The 20889-nt window shown below is 62.1% G+C and carries 21 protein-coding genes; 10 read left to right on the plus strand and 11 right to left on the minus strand.

Features of this window, described 5'->3' with window-relative positions; all coding sequences use genetic code 11:
• Positions 1 to 238 precede the first annotated feature (238 nt).
• The 5 genes from E5720_RS09840 (at position 239) to rraA (ending at position 3462) form a co-directional block, all read left to right on the plus strand.
• On the plus strand, positions 239 to 1444 hold the full coding sequence (locus E5720_RS09840) for a lipase family protein (protein ID WP_136170517.1): 1206 nt from the start codon (positions 239 to 241) through the stop codon (positions 1442 to 1444).
• A 60-nt stretch (positions 1445 to 1504) separates the two neighbouring features.
• Positions 1505 to 2254, plus strand: coding sequence for a MerR family transcriptional regulator (locus E5720_RS09845; RefSeq protein ID WP_136172563.1), 750 nt, complete (start codon positions 1505 to 1507; stop codon positions 2252 to 2254).
• Between the two features lie 62 nt (positions 2255 to 2316).
• Positions 2317 to 2592, plus strand: a complete 276-nt coding sequence (locus tag E5720_RS09850) for a hypothetical protein (protein WP_136170518.1) — start codon at positions 2317 to 2319, stop codon at positions 2590 to 2592.
• A gap of 71 nt (positions 2593 to 2663) precedes the next feature.
• Entirely contained in the window at positions 2664 to 2975 is a 312-nt protein-coding gene (locus tag E5720_RS09855) for a DUF5313 family protein (RefSeq protein WP_247596304.1), read from the plus strand.
• A gap of 10 nt (positions 2976 to 2985) precedes the next feature.
• Positions 2986 to 3462 carry a ribonuclease E activity regulator RraA gene (gene rraA, locus E5720_RS09860; RefSeq protein WP_136170520.1) on the plus strand — a complete coding sequence of 159 codons (477 nt, stop codon included), beginning with the start codon at positions 2986 to 2988 and terminating at the stop codon, positions 3460 to 3462.
• A 90-nt stretch (positions 3463 to 3552) separates the two neighbouring features.
• Here the strand turns inward: rraA and E5720_RS09865 are convergent, their stop codons facing one another.
• Both E5720_RS09865 and E5720_RS22345 read right to left on the minus strand, forming a co-directional pair.
• Positions 3553 to 3942, minus strand: coding sequence for a DUF1275 family protein (locus E5720_RS09865; RefSeq protein ID WP_348769857.1), 390 nt, complete (start codon positions 3940 to 3942; stop codon positions 3553 to 3555).
• Positions 3840 to 4079, minus strand: coding sequence for a hypothetical protein (locus tag E5720_RS22345; RefSeq protein WP_348769851.1), 240 nt, complete (start codon positions 4077 to 4079; stop codon positions 3840 to 3842). The genes E5720_RS09865 and E5720_RS22345 overlap by 103 nt, the downstream gene beginning before the upstream one ends.
• A 147-nt stretch (positions 4080 to 4226) precedes the next feature.
• On the opposite strand from E5720_RS22345, the gene E5720_RS09870 reads away from it, so the two are divergent.
• On the plus strand, positions 4227 to 4787 hold the full coding sequence (locus tag E5720_RS09870; RefSeq protein ID WP_136170521.1) for a TetR/AcrR family transcriptional regulator: 561 nt from the start codon (positions 4227 to 4229) through the stop codon (positions 4785 to 4787).
• Between the two features lie 8 nt (positions 4788 to 4795).
• Here the strand turns inward: E5720_RS09870 and E5720_RS09875 are convergent, their stop codons facing one another.
• A complete protein-coding gene (locus E5720_RS09875) occupies positions 4796 to 5458 on the minus strand; it encodes a GAP family protein (protein WP_136170522.1) in 663 nt (220 codons plus the stop codon).
• A 113-nt stretch (positions 5459 to 5571) separates the two neighbouring features.
• Entirely contained in the window at positions 5572 to 6486 is a 915-nt protein-coding gene (locus E5720_RS09880; protein ID WP_136170523.1) for an aminotransferase class IV, read from the minus strand.
• A 134-nt stretch (positions 6487 to 6620) separates the two neighbouring features.
• On the opposite strand from E5720_RS09880, the gene E5720_RS09885 reads away from it, so the two are divergent.
• A complete protein-coding gene (locus E5720_RS09885) occupies positions 6621 to 6818 on the plus strand; it encodes a hypothetical protein (protein ID WP_136170524.1) in 198 nt (65 codons plus the stop codon).
• A 192-nt stretch (positions 6819 to 7010) separates the two neighbouring features.
• Complete coding sequence (locus E5720_RS09890) at positions 7011 to 8618, plus strand: FMN-binding glutamate synthase family protein (protein WP_136170525.1); 1608 nt, start codon at positions 7011 to 7013, stop codon at positions 8616 to 8618.
• 3 nt (positions 8619 to 8621) lie between these two features.
• Here the strand turns inward: E5720_RS09890 and E5720_RS09895 are convergent, their stop codons facing one another.
• The 5 genes from E5720_RS09895 to E5720_RS09915 form a co-directional block, all read right to left on the minus strand.
• Positions 8622 to 10001, minus strand: a complete 1380-nt coding sequence (locus tag E5720_RS09895) for a PQQ-binding-like beta-propeller repeat protein (RefSeq protein ID WP_136170526.1) — start codon at positions 9999 to 10001, stop codon at positions 8622 to 8624.
• A gap of 250 nt (positions 10002 to 10251) precedes the next feature.
• Entirely contained in the window at positions 10252 to 11715 is a 1464-nt protein-coding gene (locus E5720_RS09900; RefSeq protein WP_136170527.1) for an FAD-dependent oxidoreductase, read from the minus strand.
• A 216-nt stretch (positions 11716 to 11931) separates the two neighbouring features.
• Complete coding sequence (locus tag E5720_RS09905) at positions 11932 to 12882, minus strand: phosphotriesterase (protein WP_136170528.1); 951 nt, start codon at positions 12880 to 12882, stop codon at positions 11932 to 11934.
• A 292-nt stretch (positions 12883 to 13174) separates the two neighbouring features.
• Positions 13175 to 13618 carry a nuclear transport factor 2 family protein gene (locus E5720_RS09910; RefSeq protein ID WP_136170529.1) on the minus strand — a complete coding sequence of 148 codons (444 nt, stop codon included), beginning with the start codon at positions 13616 to 13618 and terminating at the stop codon, positions 13175 to 13177.
• A 272-nt stretch (positions 13619 to 13890) separates the two neighbouring features.
• Entirely contained in the window at positions 13891 to 14727 is an 837-nt protein-coding gene (locus E5720_RS09915; protein WP_136172564.1) for a mycofactocin-coupled SDR family oxidoreductase, read from the minus strand.
• 229 nt (positions 14728 to 14956) lie between these two features.
• Between E5720_RS09915 and E5720_RS09920 the strand changes: the two genes are divergently transcribed.
• The gene (locus E5720_RS09920; protein WP_247596254.1) at positions 14957 to 15892 is read left to right on the plus strand and encodes a carboxymuconolactone decarboxylase family protein; all 936 of its coding nucleotides are present in this window, start codon (positions 14957 to 14959) and stop codon (positions 15890 to 15892) included.
• 72 nt (positions 15893 to 15964) lie between these two features.
• Here E5720_RS09920 and E5720_RS09925 read toward each other — a convergent pair whose 3' ends face one another.
• The gene (locus tag E5720_RS09925) at positions 15965 to 16915 is read right to left on the minus strand and encodes a hypothetical protein (protein WP_136170530.1); all 951 of its coding nucleotides are present in this window, start codon (positions 16913 to 16915) and stop codon (positions 15965 to 15967) included.
• A gap of 37 nt (positions 16916 to 16952) precedes the next feature.
• Positions 16953 to 18203, minus strand: coding sequence for a reverse transcriptase family protein (locus tag E5720_RS09930; protein WP_136170531.1), 1251 nt, complete (start codon positions 18201 to 18203; stop codon positions 16953 to 16955).
• 530 nt (positions 18204 to 18733) lie between these two features.
• Here E5720_RS09930 and E5720_RS09935 point away from each other — a divergent pair.
• Entirely contained in the window at positions 18734 to 20866 is a 2133-nt protein-coding gene (locus E5720_RS09935; protein WP_136170532.1) for a heavy metal translocating P-type ATPase, read from the plus strand.
• Positions 20867 to 20889 lie beyond the last annotated feature (23 nt).

Raw genomic sequence — 20889 nt, forward strand, 5'->3', positions numbered from 1 at the left:
ACCCCTACTGGTGAGTAGTTCTTGGAGTTACACCTAACGTACCTGGTCGGTGCCTCGGAATACCCAGGGCAGTGGGCACGGTGTACCAGTTGTTGCCTGCGGGATGGGATCCCGTCCACAATGAGTGCGAGTGGAACACCATGCTCACCCTCCGGGGTTACGCCGCGATGTATGGCACCATGGGGATCGGTCTTTCCTAGGCGTCGGGGCGCTCGAAGACGATCAGGGTGGGGACTTCATGCGTAGGACATTCGTTCTGGCAGGCGCAGCGGCACTGATGTTCGCTTTCACACCGATGGCAACAGCAGATCCCGTCGGAGACATCATCGCTCCCCCTGCCGATCCGTCCGCATACTTGCCGACGCCGCTCGAAGATCCATGGTTCACCCCGCCCGCGGGCTTCGAAACCAGTGAGCCCGGAGCAGCCCTGAGCACCAGAAGTGTTGCAGTGCAACCAGGTACAACATCAACGCAAGTACTGTTCCGATCCACCGACTCGAAGAACAATCCCATCGCAGCGGCCACGACGGTCATCGTCCCGGACGGCCCATGGACCGGCGACGGCCCGCGTCCGGTCGTCGCATACAACGAGGCGACCGATTCGCTCGGCAATGCGTGCGCGCCCTCCTACACGCTCCCGCGAGGTACTAACAAGGAGCTCGATCGAATACAAGAGCTTCTGACCCGCAACTACGCCGTCGTGGTCACCGACTACCAGGGCCCGCGGCAGGCGTACTCCGCCGGACTCGTCGCCGGCCACACGGTGCTCGACGGCCTCCGCGCGTCGCACAATGTCGGCATCGACGCCGATGCTCCGGTCGCCATCACCGGCTACTCGGGTGGGGCAATAGCGTCGGGGTGGGCAGCTCAGTTGGCGCCGAAGTACGCGCCAGAGCTCGATATCGTCGGCGTCGCATTCGGCGGGCCGCCAACCGACTACAAGATTCTGCAGCGTTCGCTCAACGGCGGGATCGGGTCCGGCCTGTTCACCGCAGCGACGATCGGGTTGTCCAGGGAGTACCCGGAGATGCGCGCGCTGGCCAACGACAACGGCAAGCGATTGGCACTGGTGCAGAAAGACCAGTGCGTCGATGTGCTGTCCTACAGCGGCTTGCTGCTGTTCGACCAGCAGAACTTGTCCAACGTCCCCGACGTGTTCAACCACCCGATCACTCGCACAGTGATCGAGGAAAATCGCATGGGCCAGATCCGGCCCGAGGCACCCACGTACATCTACCAGGGCCTGCAGGACGATTTGATCCCCAAGGAGGGCGCGGAAGCCGTCCAGGACCAATGGTGCGCGGCAGGCGCGTCGGTACATCTCGAGGAGATCCCCGGCGATCACTCGGCAGCCGAGGGTGGCGGACGGCCAGGCGCATTCGACTGGATCTCGCAGCGTTTGGCGGGCGTTCCGACCGGTGGATGCGAAAGAGTGATTCGCTGAGGCCTTGACCCTCACGCCACGGGAGGCTGCACAGTGTCCTTTGTGAGCGATTCAGAAGGCATGATGGTGGGCGAGGTCGCCCGCCTCGTCGGGATCAGCGTCCGAACGCTCCATCACTACGACGAGATCGAACTCTTGGTGCCGTCCGGGCGCACTCCCAAGGGCTATCGCAGCTACTCGGCGGACGACGTGGAACGGCTTCATCAGGTGCTGACCTACCGCGAACTCGGGTTCGTGCTCGAGAACATAGCCGCCCTTCTGGACGATCCGACGGTCGACGCGATGGCCCATCTACGCCGTCAGCGCACGTTGTTGGACCAGCGGATCGAACGCTTGCAGCAGATGACTGCGGCCGTGGACAAAATGATGGAGGCGAAGAAAGTGGGAATTCAATTGACACCGCAGGAACAGCGCGAGGTTTTCGGCGACGACTGGCTCGGTGACGAATACGCCGCCGAAGCCGAGGAACGCTGGGGAGAAACTGGGCAGTGGAAGCAGTCCCAGTCACGAACCGCGCTGTTCACCAAGGAAGATTGGAAACTGATCAAGGACGAGACCGATGCGATGGAGCTCGATCTTGCGGCGGCCCTCGCGGCCGGTACCGCACCGGGATCGGCGGACGCCGATGTGCTGGCCGAGCGGCACCGCGCGAGCATCGCGCGCTACTACGATTGTGGTTACGAAATGCAGTGCAATCTTGCCGAAATGTACTTGACAGACAATAGATTCACCAAACATTACGAGGACATCGCACCGGGTCTGACTCGGTTTCTGCACGACGTAATAGTCGCCAACGCCGAGGGGAAATAGGCGACCAACGCCCTACCGTCGTTCCCTGGTCGCGGTGGCGTACAGGGGTGAATACTCCGGTGATGACCCTGACGGTTCGCTCGGCGATGTTGTCCGCCGCCATCGGCAAGGTGAACGGTTTCCGCAGCTCGGTAGGAATCAGCGCCGGTCTGCTGACCTTGTTCGGCGGTACCGAGTACAGACGCCTGGCCGTCGGCGGGTCCGTGTTCGTTATTGCCGGTGAGATCGTGATGGACAAGTTGCCGTCGACGCGGATTCCGCCGCTGGCCGCTGCCGTCGTCGAGGACCTGATTGCCTTGGCCATCGGGGCCGCGGTAGCCAAGGAAGTGCTGGCGTAGGGTCGAGACTTGTGAAGCCGAATTTCTGGCAGTACCTGGGTTACCAGCTTGGCCGAGTGCTTCCGCCGCCGATGCACGATTGGGTTCGCGAGGATCTCGTCGGTAGTGGCGCTCAGGCCCGCTACCTGATCCGATTTTCGCTGCCGATCATCCCACTACTGTGTCTGTTTCTGCTCTTGCCCGGCCCGTTGTGGATCGGTTTGGCGATGATGGCTTTGCTGTTCATTCCGCTGGTCTATTTCGCGATCGCGTTGATGAACGTCTACCGGCGCCACCGGTTGTTGGTGCACGGTCTGGATCCGGAGCTTCTCAACGCAAATACTCAACGCAAAATCGATCATACCCGCGAGGACTACGAAAGGCGTCACGGCCGACTGGACTAGGCTGTTCGCCATGACTTCCGTCGAATTCAAGGCAACTGCAGACCTGGCCGACGAGATCGGGCCCGGAATCCGTAGCTGCGACACGCAATTCATCCAGTTCGGCAAGCACGCCGAGTTCGCTGGTCCCATCACCACCATCAAGTGCTTCCAGGACAACCTGCTCGTCAAACAGACCCTGGGCGAACCCGGCAACGGCGGTGTACTGGTGGTCGACGGCGATGCCGGCATTCACACCGCCCTTGTCGGCGACATCATCGCTGGTCGCGGTGTCACCAACGGGTGGGCTGGGATAATCGTCAACGGGGCGATCCGCGATTCGGCGATCCTCCGCACCCTCGATATCGGCGTCAAAGCGCTGGGCACCAACCCGCGCAAGAGCACGCAAACCGGATCCGGGGAGAAGAACGTACCCGTCGAAATCGGTGGTATCACGTTCAATCCGGGTGAAATTGCGTACAGCGACTCCGACGGCGTGGTCGTAGTCTAGCGTCGCACCGATTCAGCGTGGATGTACTCCCCGATTTGGGATTCGAACCTCCTGCAGGGGGTTCGGATCCCTACAAGGAGAGTGAATTGCTCAGCGTGGATGCTCGACGCGTTCGTCGATCACGAAGAGCAGCAACGCCACCACCAACATTGCTGCCGCCACCCAGACTGCTCTGTTCTCCAGTACTTCCGACATCCCGGCGCCGAGAATCGCACCGGCAACGAAGCCCAGGATCACCGATCCGAAGTTGATGGCCCTGGTCCCGGCTGCCTTGTTGCCGTTGGCGATTCGATGAAACAGGGCCTGGGATAAGCTTCGGAGATTTCCGGTTGTCATCGTGGTGTTGTAAGCAGAATCGACGAGCGCCCGAAACGTTGTCACCTGCACCGCAGCGACAAATGAAATCGGCACTGTGACAAAGGAATTCGGTACCGTGTCAGGCAGGAAGCCGATGGTCGCGATGACCAGGATCTCGATGATGAGGACGACCGGACGGGACGCCGAACGATCCGTGCGACGACGGGCCTGGAAATGAACTCGGCGGTGAACACCCCGAGCACGAACGCCACCAGGGGCGGAAGGTATCCGAGCGCGGACCGCCACTGCCCCGACGCCATGTCGATCCCGGAGAGGATGACGTTCGCGACGCTGGACCAGGTCAGGCTACGTTGTGCTCGTTGATCGGCCCACGCGAGAGAACAGTCGTTCTCCCGTGGTCGACTACTGTGGAGAACGTTGGTTCTCAGCGCAAGGAGTTGGTCACGATGGAACCGGACAGTGGACGAATCGCCGTCCTCCAGGCAGCCGACGAGCTGTTTTATGCACGCGGCGTCAACGCCGTCGGCATGGATGAGCTGCGAGCTGCGGCCGGAATCTCTCTCAAGCGCATGTACGCACTGTTTCCGTCGAAAGCCGAGATCGTCGCTCAGGTACTCGAGGGCCGAACCCGCATGTGGAACGCGGGAATCGCCGCCGAGGCAGACACGCACGAATCTGCACGCGACAAAGTGCTTTCCATCTTCGACTTCCTCGACGCCTGGTTCCGCGAAGACAACTTTCGAGGCTGCGCGTTCATCAACTCGTTCGGCGAACTGGGAAGCGTCATGCCCGCTGTAGCCGATGCGGCGCACCGTCACAAGCGTGAATTCGTCGAGTACGTAACCGACTTGGTCGTCGAAGCCGGCGGTCCGACAACCCTCGGTCTACAGATCGCGTTGCTCGTCGAGGGCGCGCAGACGACCGCAGCCATCCTCGAGTCGCCCGAATCTGCCCTTGCCGCAAAGGCAGCCGCCGCAGTGCTCCTCGATTCGGGGACGCACCCGTAGGCGAGTGTTCAAAACAACCCGCCCATTCCCTTGCCGATCAGTACCGCTGAGATCACCAGAATCAGCACGCTCATGACGGCCGAGTTGTTAGCTTGCAGCCACTCTTTGAGTGAGGCGAGCGGCGCCTCGAGTCGTTGTGCCGCAATCTGGTAGGCGATCACCGGAACCGCAATCGTCGAGGCCGACAGAACCGAGAAAACGGCTACGGCCACCACGGTCTGTCCGGCATCGAGGGCGGCACCTCCGATGGTGACGCCCGCGGCGATGCACATCAGCAAGTTCTTCGGATTGATCGCAGCCAGTGCGAAGCCGACTCCGAGTGCTTTGACTGCGGTCATCTCGTCGATGGCGGACATCCACTTAGGAGTTGCGTGTTCCTCCCCACGAGCGCGCCATTGACGGATACCGACTCCGAGCAACAACACTCCGATGACGAGCTTGATCCACGAAGATGTGGTGGACGGCTCGTCCTCGGATCCGGTCGCCGCGCCCCCCAAGAGAACGAAGATCGTGGTTGCCAACACGATTCCGGCGATCCACCCGATCGCGAAGCTGATGCTGGTGCTGCCCGCGCGTTTACCCAGCAGCATCAGAATCGCGACGATGATGGGTACCGGGGACACTGCTACACCGACTACCAGTGGCAGTAGGTCGCCGAGAACTGTTCCCATAGTCGATTCCGTAAGAGTAGAAGTGATAGTCGTTCACCTCGACGCTATGGGTGTGCGGGACCTACCGCATCATCTGTAACGGGTGAGGCGCAATCTCCGCGCGGAGGAGCCCGTCAGAGGACGGTGACCCAGCCATGAACCTCGTCGCCCACGAGCGCGTCGTGGTGGCGTTTGCGCAACATCGCCGACAGCGGCCCGATGTCCGTCGATGCTCCCACCGCCCGGCCGTCGATCTGAAAGACGGGAGCAACCCCAGCGGAGGTGCCGCAGACGAACACTTCGTCAGCGATATAGAGCTCGGTAAGATCGACCACTCTCTCCTGCACCGGAAGCCCTTCCTCGCGAGCGAGAGTCAGAATTGTACGACGGTTTATCCCGTCGAGGATGTCCGAGGTCACGTCCGGGGTGATCAGCGTGCCACCGCGGACAAGGAAAATATTCGCGGCACTGAGCTCACACACGTGTCCGTTGATGTCGAGGAAGATGCAATCGTCGAAGCCGCTGTCGATCGCATCCTGTTTGGCCAGAACCGAATTGACATAGGCGCCGTTTACTTTTGCGCGCGAGGGAATCGCATTGTCCGGGATGCGACGCCACACACTCGTTTTCAGACGCATACCGTCCTGCGGGACGATCGGGACCGCGTCGTACAAGAAGATCGACACCGTGGTGTGCAAGCCGCGCACCCGGGTTCCCGGAATCTGCTCGTCGACGTGGATCGTTGCGCGTACATAGACTTCGCGATCAGGTGCATTCGCGACGATCAGCTCACGCGTGACGGCCAGGAATCGGTCGAAATCCCATTCATCCGCGAACCGGTCGATGCCGATGATCTTGCATGACTCGAGGAGCCTCTGAAAGTGATCGCGCAATCGAAAAGCTGTCCGGGTTTCGCCGTCGACCTGGACCGGAAAGACGGTGTAGACGCTCAAACCGTACAGAACCGCCGAGGTGGCCACTCCGAGGGTCGCGTCCTGCGCGTCGATGATGCGGTCGCCGAAATAAACCTTGGAATGTGGAGTTGCCATGGGCTGATGCTAGTGCGCGACAAGTTCATCGGTCCACGCGTTTACGGGCGGCCCTTGTAACACACCCCACTTCTCCCAGCCGTGTCGTAGGCCGGTGATATCAATAGAGGACACCGACGAAAGAGGCACCGACCATGTCCTGCAGTGACTGCACAGCGTCTGTCGATCATTGCCACGGAACGCTGGTGATCCACTCGTCGAGCCTCGCGGAGTGCACCGAGCCCGGCTGCGTCGATCTCGAGTACGTGCGTCACTACCTGGTGCTGGACTGCTCCGAGATCACCGGCGGGTGTCAGTGCGTCGCGGAGGTCACGCTGCGTCAGGCATCCTGACGCCGATGTCCCCGCAGTCGTGGGGCCGTCAGTTCGGTACCTGCCGTCCAAGGCGTATCGATCGGGATAAATCGCTTGGGTCGCGGAGTAACCTCGCGTGTAGATATATGCAGTAGGGCCGCGCCGGCGACGATGGGCCGAACCGGTGACCGCCATGAAGGTAGATGCGGCCCGAGTGCGGAGCGCTGCGCGATGATGCGAATTCTGTTGGTCTGCGTACCGGTTCTGCTTGCCGTCGCGTCGGTGGTTGCGGCATCGTTCGGCTCACTCTGGTGGATTGTTTCAGCGGTAGTTTTCGCTGTGATTGCCGCGATCGGCATCTACGATCTCGTCCAGAAACGCCACTCGGTGCTACGTAACTACCCGATCCTCGGCCACCTGCGGTACTTGCTCGAGCTGGTCCGCCCGGAACTGCAGCAATACTTCATCGAGCGCAACTTCGACGGGCGTCCTTTCGATCGTGACAAGAGGTCACTGATCTACGAGCGCGCCAAGGGAACTGCCGCCGAGCTCTCCTTCGGAACCGAGCGCGATATCGACGCTGCCGGATACGAGCACCTCGTCCACTCCACCGCTCCCGTCGAGGTTCCGGACACTCCACCCCGCGTACGCATCGGCGGTCCGGACTGCAGACACCCCTACGAAATGGCGTTGTTGAACGTCTCGGCGATGAGCTTCGGTGCGCTGTCTGCCAATGCGCTGAAGGCGCTCAATGCCGGTGCAGAACGAGGTGGGTTCGCTCATGACACCGGAGAGGGTGGCCTCACGCCCTACCATCTCGGAGGCTCCGATGTCGTCTGGGAGATCGGTTCGGGTTACTTCGGTTGCCGTACCGAGGACGGCCGCTTCGATCCCGCAGAGTTCGCCCGGAAGGCAGCCGACGATCGGGTGAAGTGCTTGTCGCTCAAGCTGAGTCAAGGTGCGAAGCCAGGAATCGGTGGCGTGCTGCCCGCGGCGAAGGTCAGCGCGGAAATTGCTGAATATCGCGGAGTCCCGCAGGGGGAGAAATGCATCAGTCCAGCCGCGCACCGAGAGTTCTCCACCCCTCGCGGTCTGATCCGGTTCATCGGGCGCATGCGTCGACTGGCCGATGGTAAGCCGGTCGGGTTCAAGCTATGTGTGGGCTCGCGAGTCGATGTTCTGGCAATCTGCAAAGCGATTCTCGAGGAGGGCATCGCCCCGGATTTCATCATTGTCGACGGGGCCGAGGGAGGTACCGCCGCAGCCCCGCTGGAGTACGAGGATCACGTCGGTCTCCCGCTGACCGATGGACTGATGACCCTGCACAATGCATTGGTGGGTTGCGGCCTGCGTCAGCAGATTCGGGTCGGGGCAAGCGGGAAGGTCGCCACCGGAGCCGACATCGTCAAACGGCTCATCCAAGGCGCCGATTACACCAACTCTGCCCGCGCGATGATGATGGCTGTCGGCTGCATTCAGTCGCAGCGGTGTCACACCAACAAATGCCCAGTGGGAGTTGCCACTCAGGACCCCAGGCGCGCGCGGGCACTCGACGTCGAGGACAAAAGCACTCGAGTGTTCCGATACCAGCAAGCCACCGTCGCTCAAGCTATGAAAATTATGGCGTCGATGGGCGTCAGCGGGCCCTCCGGTCTCACGCCGTACATGTTGCGCAAGCGAATCGGTCCGATCAGCCAGCAGTCGTACGCGGAGATCTATGAATGGCTCGCACCAGCGGTGCTGCTGAATGACCCGCCGGCCTCGTGGGCAGCGGACTGGGAAATCGCCGATCCCGACAGTTTCACGCCCGCCCCATGGCATCAGTCCGCTCGCGGATAAGGGTCAAGTCCAGATTGTGAATTGTGTGGCCGAGGATACGAGGACGTGGCCGCCGCCCTGTCCCACCTGCACCACCCGAGGGTCGGCTCCTTCCGGAAGCGGGAGCGACCACATGATCACGCCGTCCCGGACTCGCAGCGCATGGGTTCCGGTGTAGTCCCCGAACACGAAGTACTCGCCATCGGTGAGACCCCCTCGCACCCAGTATGCGTCCTGCCAGGGCGTGAGCCAACGCTGTTCACCCGTGTCGACGTCGAGGCCGACGATGGTTCGGCCTTCTGGGTCGGCGACGACCACTGTGCGTCCCACCACCGCGACGACGGCGGACTCCTTCGCGAACGTCCCCTCGACCATCAGGGGGTTTCGCCACAGTTCCGCGCCGGTCACCGCGTCGTACGCACCGTCGCCAGCGAACGCTGGAACTGGTGTGGACGGCAGGCTCGGGTATCCGCCGACCACCGCCGAGGGGATCGGGATCGCGCGGATCAGCTCGCCATGTCCATCGAGGAGATTCTGTGTGCCTGCCGAACCGGATCGGATGCCGACGGTGGAGACGAACAGGTCTTTGCTCAGCGCTTGCAATGAGTCACCCTCGTACACGAAGCGTTCTGCGCCGGTATCGAGGTCGTACACGGTCGAGGTGTACTGCGCGCCTCCACTTCCTCGATACGTGGCCATTGCGATGCCGAACTCCGGAAGTGGGGCTACGTAAGCAAGGTCTTCGGACGCTGGAAAGGTACGCAGATAGTCAGCTGAGATGTCTGTCGCCGTTCCACGCGTCAGTATCGGACTCCGGTCGGAATCTCCCACCACGTAGACGTTGTCGTCCACGAAGCGAACATTCATCACATCGAATTCGGTTCCGATGTCGGACAACACTGTTCCGTCCGAGGTATCGACGAACACGATTCGACGGTCGGACCAACACGCGATGACCACCGACTCGACCGTGTCGCTACAGGCGGACACCCTGCCCACGATCGTCTTCCACAGTGGCGAGCCATCCCTCGTATCCACGCCGACGAGAGTTACCGGCCCGACGCCGGTACCGGAGCCGGGATCCTTTGTCGGCAGCGGATATCCGGTGGCGGCGACCACCACGTCGTTTCCGCCCAGAACCCCGCCGTAGCCGTAGTACGTGTCGAGTTTGTAGGGCATGGCGAGCAGCACGTCGCTACCGTTGTCGGACAACACGTGCGGATCCAGGTGTATCGCTTGCTCGGGCCGCTCGGCAAGGGAAGTATCGATCGCCGAGCGCTCAGGATGCCCACCCGCAGATGCGGGCTCCTCGAGGGCTACCCGCACAGTGATGAAGACGATCCCCACTACAACCGCAACCCCGAGTGCGCCGAGCTTCGAGCGCTCGCGTCGTGTCAGCTCCACATGAGCAACCGTATCCCGAGGCGATCACCATCGGCTCCTCGGAACCCTTTGTGCGTCTTGAAAACTGCGCAGGGTGAAGTCGAAGACGGTGGGGTTCGCGCGTGAGGTACCGAGCTCGACGTGGACGGTGATCAGGTCTGCGCCAAGAACGCGGACGTGAGGATCGACGCACGGGCCGATAAGGAGCCTTTACGTCACCGCACATCAACCGGACCGCCTTGACCCAACCACATCCCGCATCGACTAGCGCCTAGCCAGGACTACTCTCGCTGAGATCAGAGTGGCCAGCGGCTTCACGGCCAGCAACTCGACCGAATGCAAGTGCGTCAGCGATGTGGAATCCTCCATCTTTTCGCCAGCTGTAGGTCGAACTTACCTCGCCCGCGGCATACAGCCCGTCGATGACTGCACCGGAGGGATCGACCACGCGGGAACGTCCATCACGACGGGGTCCGCCGCTACTCCATCCCAGCAGGGGCGCTACCTCGAGCACGTAGAACGGCGGCTCCGAGACCGGGGCAAGGCTCTCCCGCGAACGCCCGAAGTGGTCATCCTGACCCTTCTCGCACGCAGCGTTGTACAGGGCCACTGTGGTCTCCAGAATGCTGGGATCGATCCCTACGAGCTGCGCAAGATCGCTGATCGTGGCGGCGCGCTTGATGATGCCAGCTTCGATCTCCGCCATGTTATCGGCGCTCCACGGTGTTCCCTTGTCCATCAGGACCTTCCAGCCGACTGGGAGCATCTCACGTCCCGGACTCAGAGGACCCGACGATCGCATACGCTCGTCGAATACAAGGTAGAAATTTTGCAGAGGGAAATGCTCGAAGCTGCCGTTACGGCTGATGTGGCCGTGTCGATTCTGCGCAGTCTCATCGATGAACCGTCGCCCCTCGAGCGAGGCAAAAAGATAGTTTCGACCGGCCCACAGGGCGAGGTAAAGACCGAGTCTGGAGCCGCAATCAATGCCGGTGATGGTCATCATGTTGTCCATATGCCACAGGTCCGCACCTGCCTTCTGCGCCATGCGATGCCCGTCACCTGTGGCGTTGGGTGACCCCCACAGCGGGGGGTCGACCAGTCGCAAATAGTCCCGCACCATTTGCCGGTCCGCCGCGAAGCCGCCCGTCGCCAGCACCACGCCCCCGACGCTTCCGATATGGGAGTGCTGCCCACCTGCTTCGGTAGCCACTCCCACGACCGCACCACGTACGTCGGTTACAAGTTCGGTAGCACGCGTGGAGAATCGGACCTCGATGCCGCGGTCCACCAATGCTGCGATGAGAAAATCGTAGAGCAGGAAGTTGCCCATCTGGCCGCCCACGGTGTCCATGCCCGCGTAGCAGTCCGCGCCGTCGACGCCGACGTATTCCGGTTGCGTGTGGTGGTCAGCGTTCTGTGCGACCTGTGCGCCAAGACTGCGCATCCAGTCAGAGTTCTTCGCCGTTTCGGCGGCCCAGGTCTCGACTACGTCTTCGGCGACCGAGTAGCCCTCGGCGAGGGCTCGGAGAAAGACTGCCGCCCGTTCGGGGTCGCTGTTGATGAACCAGCCACTGCCGGAGATTCGAGTGTTTCCACCAGCGGTATCCTCGCCGCACTTGTCGATCACGAGCACACGCGCACCGGACTCATGTGCCGATAGCGCTGCTGCAGCGCCTGCAGCGCCGACGCCGATCACGACCACATCGAACTGCTCATCGAACTCTTGGCTCATCCGCGCCACCATGTCTTCGCTCTTGTAGGTATGTCGACTCGAAAGGGACTACGCGCTGGTTTGGTTGGTACCTCGAACTGGACCAGTCCTGAATCGCACTGGGTCTAGTGGAGGCTCTGATGTGACCTGGGTTCGGCGGACAGTACGCGAAGCGCGTCCGGTTCCCGAGCCCCTTCTACGCCGGGCAGCGGGCAGAACGGGTAGCGACCGGCTACCTCACCGGACCTCGAGGAAATCGATGGGGTTGCGCTCGATCATCGCAGCGACTTGCACTGGGTCTACGCCGGCAGCCTCGAGCGCGGGTATCACTTCGGTGTGTATGAAGGTGAAATCGGCTCCGACGGGTAGCCGGTCCGCCTTGAAATCGTCCCAGGTGCCGAACACTGCGAAATAGGCCGCGAGGTCGTGGGAGAGCAATAGCCGGTCACCGTGACCTCGGGCGCACAACTCCGCGATTATCCGCACCCGGTCTTTCAAGCTGAGTCCGACGTCGCAGTATCCGAATCGGTCCATGCCCAGGTAACAGCCGCGTTCGAGCATTCGCTCCAAGTAGTCGATATTGTCGGTGTCTCCACTGTGCCCGAGTACTACTTGGTGCGGCGCTACGCCGACGCTTTCGAATAGGTTCATGATCTCATCGCCATTACCGATGTGCGCATGGTGATGGGAGAAAATCGGCAGCCGCTGTTCGACTGCTACACGGCCGATGGCGCGGAAAACCTTGTCCAGGATCGGTGTGATGCCGGCGTCGGCGCAGGCAGTTTTCATGATCCCTGGCCGGACGCCGGTTTTGCCAATGCCGTCTCGGCACTCCCCGCTGATCAGCGCATAGATCTCGTCCTCGGTGCGCCAGTTCAGATACACCTCATCCTGGTAGTAGAAGCCGCTGGAAACGATGAAATTAAGTCCGGTGCGTTCCGCGACTTCACGTATCAGTGTGATGTCGCGGCCCATATTCACCGGGGTGCCATCCACCACCGTCCGGATCCCACAGGCCTTCGCGCGGTTGAACTGCGCTACAGCTTTCTCGAGCACGACGTCGTGCTCGTAGTACTGGTCACCAAATGCCATGCGCATCGACCAGTCGGCCGTCGCAACGTGCTCGTGGATCAGTGTTTGGCCGAGCTCAGAGACGTCGATCGGGCCTAGCACACCGTGAACGGTCATGAATTCTCTTCCAGGAGTGGTCAGTTGCGCTCACTGGCGATGACCCGTAACACCCAGCGTGGCTCGCCCCAGGGAGGGCTGAACGGATTAATAATGCTCATCTACCGGTGACCCAGCGCACACTTTGTCCCACTGACCGGAACCAGGCGTACCCGCCCAATCGATGAACCGGCGGGATGACCGAGACAACGCGCTTGTCTGTCGAGCCGCGTCGCGACCTGACAGCGGACCGATGTCGATCGCCGGACTACCAGAACAACCATGCGAATACGGTCAGGTGAACATGATCAACTCATGAGCGACTGAAGTTCTCTGTGAGGTGATCACTCAGATCCCCCACCAGGTCGAGGAGCGAGTAGTCGCGGAAGGTGAAACGCCAGACTCCGTCCACGCGAGCAAACTCGTCGTGATATCTCCCTGCGGCGATAACTTGGAGCGGCACCGTAGGGGTTGCCTGCAGCACCGAGTAGTAGGAGCGGCAGGTCGCGGTGCCCGCCGCGTCATCAACCTCGATTATGGGGTTGGTGATCACATGCTTGGTTCGAGGCGTGCCGCCGGGGTGAATCTTCACCATACTTCGCCACGAGTCGAGCAGGGCGACATGATCGAGGACCTCTTTGCCGGTTCGCACCCGCGCATTTTCGAACATCGCGCTGGCCTCCTCGAAGCGGCCGGAGTCCATGTTCTCCGCATACTTGTACAACAGATTGGCAATGTCAGTGGCGGCGCAATTCATATCTGTCCTTCGTGGGTCGTCGGTGCCTGGCCGGTGATTACCTGGCCGGAGATGGCGTTCGCGGCAGATATTCGGGCGTTGGCGACCGCTCGGCGGACGATATTGTCGGCCACCTCCTGGCGCATCCCCTCCACCGGGCGCAGTCATGGAAAGGACGTGTGACATAGTCACTTTCGATCTCGCCCCGGCTCAGGTCGTCGCCCATGCGCCGGCAGTATCTCGAGGGGCCCCGGCTCATACCCCCCCCCCCCGCAAGTCAGGCCCCGTGCTGTCTACGAGCCCGTCCGGGTACTCCAGCCCGCGTCGACCGGGACGACGATCCCCGTCAAATGGGCGCTCGCCTCAGCGGCCAGGAAGAGCACGACCCGGCTGACCTCGCTGGAGTCCATGACCGCGATCGGCTGGACATGCAGCTGACCGAGCAAGGGACCCACATCATCCCAACTGGGCGACTCCAGATCGGGGCGTACCAGGCTGTATAGACGCTCGTTCTTGACCATGGGCGTGTCGATGTTTCCTGGCGTGATGACGTTCACAGTCACACCGCTATGCGCGAGATCCTGCGCGGCGGACTTCGACATCCCGATCACTCCCCACTTGGAGGCGCCATACGCTACCTGGTTGGGCGCCGAGCTGCGGCCGAGCATCGACGAGATGGTGACGATGCGGCCGTAGCCGCGCTCGGCCATGCCCGGGGCAACCGCCGCGAGGGTATTGAACACGCCGGTCAGGTTGGTGCCGATGACCTCGTCCCAGATTGCCTGGGGATGATCGGTGATCGAAGCCGCGCTGGAGACCCCGGCATTTGCGACCGCGATATCAATGCCGCCGAGTTCCTTCTCTGCCTGCGACACAAAAGTGTTCATCGCATTGCGATCGGAGGTGTTGACCTTGCCCGAGAAACACTTTCGGCCCAGCTCCTCGACCATCCGCTTGGTCTCTGCCAATTCGGCCTCCGTGCCGAGCGGATAGCCGACGGACTCAGAATCCGCGCAGCGATCGCAGATCGCAATGTCAGCCCCTTGCTCAGCGAACGCCAGGGCGTGCGAACGGCCCTGCCCACGTGCGCCGCCAGTAATCAGTGCAACCTTGCCCGCAAATTCGCCGATGCTCAATTCATACTCCGTTTCAATAGAATTTCGATCGCGCAGAAGTGACATCAATGCGTTGCGCATGCCGGTCGGTCCCGCTACACCGTCAGGACACAACTTTCTACCCTGAAGGAGTTGACATCTCCCGTATTGAGCAAGCGCTTGATTAATGGCCAAGCTAACACATGGTGCAGAACTTGATCTACGTTATTTGTCCGGGAATCTACTGATGAAGGATGTGGCTGCTATGTGCGCAGCATCGAACAGCGACTGGACCAGCATGACCGCAGTAGATGCTCTGCAGCGTCATGCGCCTGAGGTGGCGGCACGGCTGGCAGACCTGATCGCGCTGAACCCGCAGGTCGCAGCCGCGCCGCTGGCTGCCTTGGTGCGCACGGTCTGCGCCGGCGCAGTCTCGCTGCCGCCGCTGCCTCACCCCTACGCCGAGATACCGGCCGCCACGAGCCTCGATGCCGGCGCGCAGATCGCGCTCGAGTTCGCAGAACAGTTCAGCATCGACGTATCGGCAATCGACGATGCGACGCGCACCGCGCTGATGGATGCGCTCGGCGATCGGACCGGTGCATTGGTGACGGCCATGTATGTCGCCGATTGGGCGCCGCGGGTTCGCCGCGCGCTCGAGCAATTGTTCGCGCCGGCCGCCGACGGCTGGGGCGTGCCGGCCCAGTGGAACGAATCAACGGACGATCTCATGCCGCTGGTCGACGACTTCCTGGCGAGCGTGGCTCGGGTGCGGGGTCTGGACCCGGTGACGACCGAACTTGTCCGGTTGCGCGAGGCCCGCCAGCACAATTGCCGGATCTGCAAGTCGGTTCGTATCAGGTCGGCACTCGCAGCCGGAGGCGACGAGTCCATGTACTCCGAAGTCGACAACTACGAGGACAGCAACCTATCCGGCCGTCACAAGGCTGCGTTGGCACTGACCGACGCGATGGTCTGGCAGCCGGGATTCATAAGCGAAGACGTGACTGATGCTGTGCGAAAGCATTTTTCACCTGCAGAGGCGGTCGAGCTGGTCGTGGACATGATGCGCAATGCCAGCGCCAAGATGGCGGTCGCGAAGGGCACCGACGAGGCAAATGTCAGTGAGGGCGTCGAGATCTACGAGGTCAATCCAGACGGCAGCATGGACTTCGGCCTCACCGCGCCCGCGCCGCGCTGAAAGCCGCCCAAGATCTAGATGTTCTTCGCGGGGGAGGTTATGGACGGCTCCGAAGACGTGGCTCCCGACGAGTCACCCTGCCGCCAGGGCGAGAGCATCTACGAATTCCGTTGGTGCAGAGAGAGACTGGTACCCGTCCGCGAGGATGCGACGGCACCCGTCGAGCTCGACGTGGACTTCCAGGGGTTCCCCAGTGTTCGATACCGGACTGGGGGACAACGAGAACGTGGCGAGCGAGGTAGCGCGTTGGGCGCATGGCGCTGCCGGAGCCAGATCGCCAAGTACGTCGAACGCGTCGGGACCTGAATCGACGTCGTACCGATCTGCACCCAAGAACAATGGAACAGCATCCGATGTATCGAAGCGGCAGAATCCCGACGGCAGCCAGGGAAAATCGGTCAGGGATTCCGGCCCCGGTGTCAGGGCCCTCGATACGGGCGAGCAGTCGAAGAACCGGGAGATTCCGGCGGCGTCGATGCGTACGCTGTGCTCGACAGCAGCGGTTTCGTCCAGCTTCACGATCTCGTACAACCCGAGGGTGTTGTCGATCCCGCAGTCGCTGAGTGGGTACGAAGGTTCCATAGCTCGCCCGTCCGCGTCGACGAGCCACATGTCGACCGGTGCGGCCACGCCGTAAGTACCACAGAACATCGATCGCCGTGCCGACGGTGCATTCAATGCTTCTATCGCCGAATCGAAGTCCCCGGTGTAGTGCCGTTCGACGTATGTCGCTGTTCCGTCCGCAGCCACGTGGTTTCCCAGGTCGATATCACACACCACGGCCATCACCGGGGTAAACGTGTCGGGGACCGTGCCGGGCGGCGGACGCACCCGTCCGGGGCTCGAGAAGGGCGAAGGCGGTGTCAAGAATCCGCCCACGTCTTGCGGAAGTGCGCATACGAACGCCTCCGCCGAACCGACCACTCCAGCATCGCGCGGTGTCGCAGTGCTCTGCAGTCCGTAAGCAGCAAGAGCCATCAACACCACCACCAGTGCGGTTATGCCCGTCCGTCTTCCGATCACGACCGGATCCTACGGCGGCCCGACGCCCGGCAACTCATCACCAATCCACCCGCGCTGCCATCGCGAGTAATCTCTCCCGACGTGTACTGCTCGTTTCACCGATGCGCGCGATGCGCCCGTACACGTGGGCGCGAAAATCTGCACTCCCGTTCAGGTTTTGGACATCGGCACCCGTGGTCATGCAATTGTGGAGCAACGCGCGCAGGGCGTCGTATTCGGCTCTTGGTACTGCTGGCCAGTCGTTGACCACCAGGCCGGTCAGTTGTTGTCGCTGGTGTGCCCGCCGCACACGCGTCTTGTCCGGGTGCAGGGCGAAACCCTCGTCCTGTGCGACTTGGCCGACCACCCACAGCAGGGTGTCCACCTCTGGGCTGCCGGAGAATGCCAGGTCGTCGGCATAACGGGTATATCGCAGCCCCATCGATCGCGCGAGACCGGTCAACCGGATATCCACTTGCCGTGCTGCAAGATTGGCCAGTGCCGGTGATGTCGGCGCGCCCTGCGGCAGATGAGTGGATCGCAATCGAGAGGCTGTCGGCCGGTCGATTCCGACCAATTCGGCAGCGGGCGTCACCGTCGTACACACGCCTGCAAGATTCGACGCGACAGTCGGGGGATAGCCGACAGCTTCGAATATCGCTACGACACGGTCGAATCCAATGGACGGGAAAAAATTCTTCAGGTCGACTGATACGACAACTTCGCGGCCGGCGTGTGGAATTGCGAAGGTCCGCGCACTGCGGCCTCGCCGAAATCCATGTGAGGCAGGGTGCGCGGGCACTCGATCGAGGATCCGCCGTAGGACCTTTCGCTGAATCTCGCGCAATCGTGGCTTCGGCACTTCCAATAGCCGCGAGCCGACCCGCTTGTCGATTCGGGCAGACCGATAGTGCTGCATCGGAAACGGCGCTCTCGTCAATCTTCCCTGAAGATCAGCGAACCAGTCCATTTCGTCGATCGTGAGATCGAGAGACTGCGCAAGTTGACCCGTTGTCTCGTGGCGAGGCACCTCGAAACGCCACGGCTTGACGTTGCCTCCCGGCGGCGGCGTGTGCGAGGACACCAAGGGCTCCGGGATGAACGGCAGGTCGCGCAGGAGGCGGAAGATCGACGACTCGTCGAACGGCGGCATCGGGAAAAGATTGATCACGCGGTCCGCCAACCATGACGCTCTGGCCGGAACGAGCGCCGCGAACGCCTCCTGTAGTCCGCTACGCGTCCACTGCACATCCGCAGCCAGAGCCGCCAACACCGCGGCCGATCGAGGAGTCAGTTCTCGGTCGGCCATGCATCTCCTGGGGTGAAACACAGCGGCGCGGGGCGACCGAAATCTTTCGTCCTCGGAGCAGTCAAGCACGCGGAGCGTGCCGAGCTGCTTCGGACGCAGTGACCGATTCTCAATTCTCTCCCAGGGGTTACCCCTGAGCTTGGTCGCACGGACCAACTCTCGCCCACGCGCCGCTGCATGCCTCCCACTGTGCCAAAAATGTCCGACTTCTGCGCAATATTCCATCCTCGGCGTTCTGTGTGTCGAGCGCTAGAGGTGCTCGGACACCAGGACCGCCACTGTGTTCGGCTCCAATGCTTCGAAGGTGTGCGGCTGATCCCCCGGGTTAAGCACCGTTCGTTGCCATCGTCGTGGCGGTATCGGCGACGACTGCGGCCCTGCGGTTCGTCGGCGTCGCTTGATCGGAACAATCAGGCCTTCTGTGGTCGAAGAACCCTTCCCGAGAATGGCGAGGAGGCGTACAGTCCGTACTGGATCTATACCCCCTAGGGGTATCAACCACGAACTCGATCAGTGGGAGTACATGCACGATGAGCAACCACATGAAGCCCGACACTGCACATCCACCTCGCCAGGATTCGGCGCATTCCGGCCAAGATGACATGACAGGGCACGACATGTCCGGACACGCAGGGCATGCCGGACACGGTGATCACGCCGGCCAGTTCCGTCGCCTGTTCGTCATCATGGTGTTCTTCGCCGTCCCAGTCGTGTTTGCCTCGAACATGTTCGCGATGATCGTCGGCTATTCGCTACCCGACGCAGCATGGATCGCCTGGATCTCACCGGTACTGGGCACGGTCATGTACTTCTGGGGCGGATCACCGTTCCTGACCGGTGCAGTCAGCGAAATACGTTCGCGTACACCAGGAATGATGCTTCTCATCGCACTGGCGATCACGGTCGCATTTCTCGCATCGATGGGTTCGAGCATCGGCGTACTCAACCATCAGCTCGACTTCTGGTGGGAACTGGCACTGTTGATCGTGATCATGCTGCTCGGGCACTGGGTCGAGATGCGGTCACTTGCGCAGACCACTTCTGCATTGGACTCACTGGCAGCGCTTCTCCCCGACACCGCTGAACGCGTCGAGGACGGCGAGGTCGTCTCGGTGACGCCGGACGACTTACTGGTCGGCGACGTCGTCGTCGTCCGTCCAGGCGGGCGGGTGCCTGCCGATGGCACCATAGTCTCCGGGACCGCGAGCATGGACGAATCGATGGTCACCGGAGAATCGCGCACTGTCCGCCGCAGCGACGGTGACCACGTCGTCGCCGGGACCGTGGCCACCGATTCCGGCGTCCGCATCCAGGTCACTGCCATAGGTGAGGACACCGCCCTCGCAGGAATCGGACGTTTGGTCGCCGACGCGCAGAACTCGTCGTCGCGGGCTCAGCGCATTGCCGATACCGCGTCGGGCTGGTTGTTCTGGTTCGCGCTAGGAGCCGCGGCCATCACCGCGGCAGTGTGGGTGCTGTTCGGGCTGCCCGACGACGCCGTCATCCGCACAATCACCGTCCTGGTCATCGCCTGTCCACACGCCCTTGGGTTGGCGATCCCCCTGGTGGTGTCCATCGCCACCGAGCGAGCCGCCCGCAGCGGTGTCCTGATCAAGGACCGGCTGGCGCTGGAAACCATGCGGACAGTGAATACCGTGGTATTCGACAAAACGGGAACTCTGACCAAAGGCGAGCCCACCGTCATCGCGATCGAGGTGACCGGGGGCCACACCGCCGAAGCAGTCCTGGCATCGGCCGCCGCTGCCGAGACCGATTCCGAGCATCCTCTTGCCCGCGCCATCGTCGACGCCGCGCGCCATCGCGGCCTGACGGTACCGATCGCCACCGACTTTCGATCGTCCCCGGCAATCGGGGTGTCCGCCGACATCGACGGAACTCGTATCCACGTCGGTGGCCCCGGCCTGCTCGAACAAGAGGACGCCCGCGAACTCGCGGTCGCCGACCGCTGGGGCGAAGACGGTGCGATCATCTTGCACGTCCTCGCAGAAGGCGAGGTCATCGGGGCATTGAAGCTCGCCGACGAGATCCGATCGGAATCACGCTCGGCGATCGACGAACTTCATGCCCGCAACATCGAGGTGGTCATGATCACCGGTGACGCCGATGCCGTCGCGAAGTCCGTTGCCACCGAACTCGGTATCGACCGCTATTTCGCCGGAGTCAAACCAGAAGACAAGTCCCATCACGTCGCCGACTTGCAACGAGAAGGACGCACAGTGGCGATGGTCGGCGACGGCGTCAACGACGCTCCCGCGCTTGCGCAGGCCGACGTCGGCATCGCGATCGGCGCGGGCACCGACGTCGCCATCGCGTCGGCGGGAGTGATCCTGGCCAGCGACGACCCCCGATCGGTGCTCTCGGTGATCGAGCTTTCGCGTGCCTCCTATCGGAAGATGAAGCAAAACCTTTGGTGGGCAGCGGGATACAATCTCATCTCCGTGCCGCTCGCGGCAGGAGTACTGGCGCCGATCGGGTTCGTGCTGCCGATGTCGGTAGGGGCGATCTTGATGTCGTTGTCGACGGTCATCGTCGCGGCCAACGCGCAGTTGTTGCGCCGACTCGACCTCACACCTGAAAGCATCGCCGGCGACGAGCATCCGAATGATGTGACCGAAGTACATCGACCGGTGCTGAAGAGCTGAGCTCGAGGCGGACGTTGGAACGA

Origin of the sequence: Rhodococcus sp. PAMC28707 (genome assembly GCF_004795915.1) — a bacterium.
Taxonomy (GTDB): Bacteria; Actinomycetota; Actinomycetes; order Mycobacteriales; family Mycobacteriaceae; genus Rhodococcoides.

What these genes read in the sequence shown, in the direction of transcription:
- E5720_RS09840 (WP_136170517.1), top strand. Translation starts at nt 239, where the DNA reads ATGCGTAGGACATTCGTTCTGGCAGGCGCAGCGGCACTGATGTTCGCT.
- E5720_RS09845 (WP_136172563.1), top strand. Translation starts at nt 1,505, where the DNA reads ATGATGGTGGGCGAGGTCGCCCGCCTCGTCGGGATCAGCGTCCGAACG.
- E5720_RS09850 (WP_136170518.1), top strand. Translation starts at nt 2,317, where the DNA reads ATGACCCTGACGGTTCGCTCGGCGATGTTGTCCGCCGCCATCGGCAAG.
- E5720_RS09855 (WP_247596304.1), top strand. Translation starts at nt 2,664, where the DNA reads ATGCACGATTGGGTTCGCGAGGATCTCGTCGGTAGTGGCGCTCAGGCC.
- rraA (WP_136170520.1), top strand. Translation starts at nt 2,986, where the DNA reads ATGACTTCCGTCGAATTCAAGGCAACTGCAGACCTGGCCGACGAGATC.
- E5720_RS22345 (WP_348769851.1), bottom strand. Translation starts at nt 4,079, where the DNA reads ATGGCGTCGGGGCAGTGGCGGTCCGCGCTCGGATACCTTCCGCCCCTG.
- E5720_RS09870 (WP_136170521.1), top strand. Translation starts at nt 4,227, where the DNA reads ATGGAACCGGACAGTGGACGAATCGCCGTCCTCCAGGCAGCCGACGAG.
- E5720_RS09875 (WP_136170522.1), bottom strand. Translation starts at nt 5,458, where the DNA reads ATGGGAACAGTTCTCGGCGACCTACTGCCACTGGTAGTCGGTGTAGCA.
- E5720_RS09880 (WP_136170523.1), bottom strand. Translation starts at nt 6,486, where the DNA reads ATGGCAACTCCACATTCCAAGGTTTATTTCGGCGACCGCATCATCGAC.
- E5720_RS09885 (WP_136170524.1), top strand. Translation starts at nt 6,621, where the DNA reads ATGTCCTGCAGTGACTGCACAGCGTCTGTCGATCATTGCCACGGAACG.
- E5720_RS09890 (WP_136170525.1), top strand. Translation starts at nt 7,011, where the DNA reads ATGATGCGAATTCTGTTGGTCTGCGTACCGGTTCTGCTTGCCGTCGCG.
- E5720_RS09900 (WP_136170527.1), bottom strand. Translation starts at nt 11,715, where the DNA reads ATGAGCCAAGAGTTCGATGAGCAGTTCGATGTGGTCGTGATCGGCGTC.
- E5720_RS09905 (WP_136170528.1), bottom strand. Translation starts at nt 12,882, where the DNA reads ATGACCGTTCACGGTGTGCTAGGCCCGATCGACGTCTCTGAGCTCGGC.
- E5720_RS09910 (WP_136170529.1), bottom strand. Translation starts at nt 13,618, where the DNA reads ATGAATTGCGCCGCCACTGACATTGCCAATCTGTTGTACAAGTATGCG.
- E5720_RS09920 (WP_247596254.1), top strand. Translation starts at nt 14,957, where the DNA reads ATGTGCGCAGCATCGAACAGCGACTGGACCAGCATGACCGCAGTAGAT.
- E5720_RS09930 (WP_136170531.1), bottom strand. Translation starts at nt 18,203, where the DNA reads ATGGCCGACCGAGAACTGACTCCTCGATCGGCCGCGGTGTTGGCGGCT.
- E5720_RS09935 (WP_136170532.1), top strand. Translation starts at nt 18,734, where the DNA reads ATGAGCAACCACATGAAGCCCGACACTGCACATCCACCTCGCCAGGAT.